General features: G+C 68.1%; 4 protein-coding genes and 1 pseudogene. 2 read left to right on the plus strand and 3 right to left on the minus strand.

All coding sequences use genetic code 11. The annotated features are described in order from the left end of the window. Positions 1 to 169 (plus strand): annotated as a pseudogene (locus ACRDUX_RS19535) (ATP-binding protein); the annotation flags it as partial. A 31-nt stretch (positions 170 to 200) separates the two neighbouring features. Here ACRDUX_RS19535 and ACRDUX_RS19540 read toward each other — a convergent pair. The 3 genes from ACRDUX_RS19540 to ACRDUX_RS19550 are packed head-to-tail and all read right to left on the minus strand — an operon-like array spanning position 201 to position 2,940. Continuing rightward, positions 201 to 578, minus strand: a complete 378-nt coding sequence (locus ACRDUX_RS19540) for a DUF3054 family protein (RefSeq protein WP_526415672.1) — start codon at positions 576 to 578, stop codon at positions 201 to 203. Next, complete coding sequence (locus tag ACRDUX_RS19545; RefSeq protein WP_526415673.1) at positions 565 to 1,818, minus strand: M23 family metallopeptidase; 1,254 nt, start codon at positions 1,816 to 1,818, stop codon at positions 565 to 567. The genes ACRDUX_RS19540 and ACRDUX_RS19545 overlap by 14 nt, the downstream gene beginning before the upstream one ends. Before the next feature lie 9 nt (positions 1,819 to 1,827). Continuing rightward, entirely contained in the window at positions 1,828 to 2,940 is a 1,113-nt protein-coding gene (locus ACRDUX_RS19550) for a lysylphosphatidylglycerol synthase transmembrane domain-containing protein (RefSeq protein WP_526415674.1), read from the minus strand. A 76-nt stretch (positions 2,941 to 3,016) separates the two neighbouring features. Between ACRDUX_RS19550 and ACRDUX_RS19555 the strand changes: the two genes are divergently transcribed. Next, on the plus strand, positions 3,017 to 4,092 hold a 1,076-nt coding region (locus ACRDUX_RS19555), incomplete at its 3' end, for an AI-2E family transporter (protein ID WP_526415675.1).

A 4,092-nucleotide genomic window follows, 5' to 3' on the forward strand; every position in this document is an offset into this window, starting at 1 on the left:
GTTCGTGATGGGCAGGTTCGCCAGGGGAAGTACTGCGGCGCCGGGTGGATCGGGGCTCGGCCTCGCATTGGTCGTGCAGCAAGCCGCGTTGCACGGCGGCCGAATCGAGTTGTCGGACGGACCGCTCGGCGGTCTGCGGGCCACCCTGACCGTATCGACTTCGCCTGAGCCCGAGGCGGATTCGGCCAGCGGTGAAGCTGTCAGCGGCGAGCCAGGACCCTTGCGCCGAGGCGCCACCCGAGTAGCAGGATGGCGGTCGAAAGCGAGGCGACCACCACAAAGCTGAGCGCTGTTCCCGCAGACGTCGCCTTGCGCAACAGCATTCCGATGATGACGGTGCTCAGCCAGATCACCACTCCCGTCGGGGCCAGCGAAGTCGGTCGCCGCCACGCCCGTGCTGCCAGCCAGCCCGCCGCAGTGCCCGACAGAAACGGCCACGCCGTCTCGGCGACGCCGGCGATGGTGATTCCCTCCGCATGACTGCGCCTACCGATCGCGCAGAACACCAGGACACAGACGACGTCGGCGAGTAGGGCGATCGCCACGGTGCGCGGCTGCCCGCCGTCACCCCTTGGCATAGGTCATCACGTCGAGCACGAGTGGGCTGAGGTTCTTCTCGTCCCGCGCGGTGAACCCGGGGGTCAGCGGCGCGGGCGTGCCCGTCACCAGTGGGTCGATGGCGTCCATCGAGGCCAGCCTACCGTCCAGCGTGAAGTCCTTGAAGACGAACGGCAACCCGTTGGAGCGCAACGGGTCCGGCGTGCTCATCACATGGAAGTGAAGGTGCGGAGCATCGGTGTTGCCGGTGTTGCCGAGGTTGGCGATCACCTGGCCGGTGGTCAACTGGTCACCGGGCTTGACCGTGACGCTGCCGGTCTTGAGGTGCGCGTAGAACGCGTAGTAGTGGCCGCCTTGCCCATCACTGATGTCCTGCACCACGTGGTTGCCGCCGTATTGGTCCAGTGGCAACCCGGTGGGGTTCTTGCCTGCCACCTGCTCGGGCAGCCCGTCGAGCACCGCGACGACGGGACCGTCGGCCACCGCGTGGATGTCGGCGCCGAAGTACGGGTAGCTCTCCGGCTTGGACCGGTCGCCGGTGAAGATGGTGCCGTCCTCGCTCAACTGGATGTAGTCGATGGCGAAACGTTCTGCAGCCCAGAGGCTTCCGTTGAGTGGATTCATCGCCATCCGGTGAGCCGTCATGTCGCAGCAGCTGTTGGCGTCCAGCCAGCGCGGCCCGTCCAGCGGCGGAGAGATCACGGCGGGCTGCCGCGACGACACCGTCACCGGCGCGACGTCGTCCTCGGTCATCGTCGCGGGCAGCAGCGGCGGCATGGGCTTGGCCACGTCGACGACGATGGTGTGCGACAGCTCGGTGGGCAGGGTCGCCTGTGCGTCGAGCACGACGTCGAGCCACACGATGCCCGCCTGCCCGGGGCCGAGCGTCGCGGTCGGGGTCTGGCCGCCGCCGAGGGCACGCGTCCAGTGCGCGAGCCCCTCGCCCGCCATGGTCAGCAGCTCGTCGTCACCGGCCTTGACGGACAACGACTTCAGCGTCACGTCACCGCCGAGGGCGTTGGTCAGTTGCAGCTCGTAGGCGAGGTGCACCTTGCCGTCGGTGGTGGGCACCGGCACCGGTGCCGCGACGACACTGACGAGGACGGGGGTGAATTGCGCCGCCCCTGCCGTCGCGGGCGTCGATTCGGTCGGGCCAGAGGCCGCGGTCGACTGGGTCGGTGATTCGGTCGAGGTCCCGCACGCGGCAACGAGGGCGGCCGCACCCAGAATCGCTAGCGTGTTCCGGAGGGTGCGGTGCATCCGGTGATCCTATGGCTCCGGTTCGGGCTCGTGTCTCGCCTCGGGATCGGGGCTGAACTGCGCAGGCGCGGCCCCGTTGCCGGGGTCGGCCTCGGGTGGGGCGTCGGGGTCGATGTCCTTCTCGGTGCGAAACACGAAGAAGAACACCACCCAGCCGATCGAGGAGATGAAGATCCAGCTGACGAGTCGGTAGATGAGCATCGCCGAGATCGCCGAGGCCAGCGTCATCCCGCTGGACACCAGGCCGGGGACGAGAACTGCCTCGACCACCAGGAGGCCGCCGGGCATCAGGGGGATCGAGCCGACGGCGCGCGCCGCGGCGTAGGCGACGGTCAGGCCGGCCAGGGACGGCTTGCCTCCCGCCGCGTACGCGGCGAAGGCCAGACAGGCGACGTCGGCCACCCAGTTGAAGAGCGACCAACTGAATGCGGTCCCGAGCGCGCGCCTGCTCAAGCTCACCGACTCCAGCTGCCGGAGCATCTCGCGCCACTTGTCCAGGCCGGTGTCGGCGGGCTTGCCCCGCACGGAGTTGAACCAGGACAGCAGCCGCACGCCGATGCCGTCGATCTGCTGCGGGTTCGACGCCACCGACTGGCCGAGGACGAGCAATGCCACGAAGCCGCCGAGCGTGAAGATGAGCGATAGCGGGTTCTTGCTGGCGCCGAGAAGGAAGGCACCTGCGAGGCCGAGCAGGGCAAGCCCGACGACCTGCAGCACGCCGGACATGACGAGCTGCCATGACGCGACCATCGGTGACGCACCCCAAATGCGTTGCTGCCGATAGACGAACGTCGCCGAGAGCACCGGGCCGCCTGGCATCGTCGTCGACAGTGCGTTACCCGCGTAGAACGCCGACTCCGAACGCCACTGCTTGACGATGACGCCAGCCGACTTCAGCAGGGTGCGTTGGATCTGAGCGAAGCTGTGCATCGACGCCAGCGCCGCGAAGACCGAGGCGAGAACCCACCACCAGTTGGCCGACAGCAGGCTGCGCCATGCCTTGGCGAGCTGATCCCAGACCAGCGCCACCTCGACGGCGAGCACGACTACCGCGACACCGATGATCGCCCAACGCAGCCACCAGTACTTGCCGCGCGGTTTGCCTTCCGCGTCGTGCGACACGGGGTTCAGGGTAACGGCGACGATCCGCCCGACGAGCTTGCCAGGAACGGGCGCGCCGAGTCGTTACGCTACCGGAATGCCAGAGGGCTTCTCGCTTGATTCGGTGTCCATCGACGGGAAAGCCGACGAGTCGGTGCATCCCATCGTCCGCAAGGCCGCAGCGTGGTCATGGCGACTGCTGATCATCCTCGGGGCCCTGATCGCATTCTTCTGGATCGCGATGCACCTCGAGGTGATCGTGGTGCCGATCTTGCTGGCGACGATGGTGACGGCGATGCTGCTGCCACTCGTCGACGACCTCGACCGGAGGGGAGTGCCAAGGGGCGCGGCCGTGGCGGGCGTCCTGCTCAGCAGCGTCGTCGTCGTGGGCGGGATCCTGACCTTCGTCGTCAGCCAGTTCATCCAGGGCGCACCAGCACTCGTCGACCAGGTGGCTCGGAGCATCGCGGGCGCCAGGGACTCCCTCAACACCGGGGTGTTGGCGCACTTCAGCAACGATCAGGTCAAGAGCGCGACCAACACCGCTCTCGAGGCGCTGAAGAACAACCAGGCGAAGCTGACCAGTGGGGCCCTGTCGACGGCGGGCACCATCACCGAGATCGTCACCGGTGCGCTGCTGATGTTCTTCACACTGATCTTCCTGCTGCAGGGCGGGCGCAACATCTTCGCGTTCGTCACGAAGATCTTCCCGCTGACCGTCCGCGACCGGGTGCGCGACGCGAGCCGGGCCGGCTTCCATTCGCTCATCGGATACGTCCGCGCGACGTTCCTGGTGGCGTTCGTCGACGCGCTCGGCATCGGTGCCGGGCTGGCGATCATGGGCATCCCGCTGGCGCTGCCGCTGGCGTCACTGGTCTTCCTCGGCGCGTTCATCCCGCTGGTCGGCGCGGTGCTCACCGGCGGGCTCGCCGTCATCGTGGCGCTGATCGCGAAGGGCTGGGTGTACGCCGTGATCACGCTCGGGCTCATCATCGCGGTGCAGCAGCTCGAGGCGCACGTCCTGCAGCCGCTGGTGATGGGTCGCGCGGTGTCGCTTCACCCGCTGGCGGTGGTGCTTGCGATCGCCGCGGGCGGAGTGTCCGCAGGCATCGTCGGAGCCCTGCTCGCGGTGCCGATCGTTGCGGTCCTCAACAGCGCGGTGCGCGTGCTGCT

Source organism: Mycobacterium sp. (assembly GCF_050701675.1).
Taxonomy (GTDB): Bacteria; Actinomycetota; Actinomycetes; order Mycobacteriales; family Mycobacteriaceae; genus Mycobacterium.

Excerpts from the sequence above, each read along its gene's own strand:
- ACRDUX_RS19540 (WP_526415672.1), bottom strand. The coding sequence starts at position 578 with ATGCCAAGGGGTGACGGCGGGCAGCCGCGCACCGTGGCGATCGCCCTA.
- ACRDUX_RS19545 (WP_526415673.1), bottom strand. The coding sequence starts at position 1,818 with ATGCACCGCACCCTCCGGAACACGCTAGCGATTCTGGGTGCGGCCGCC.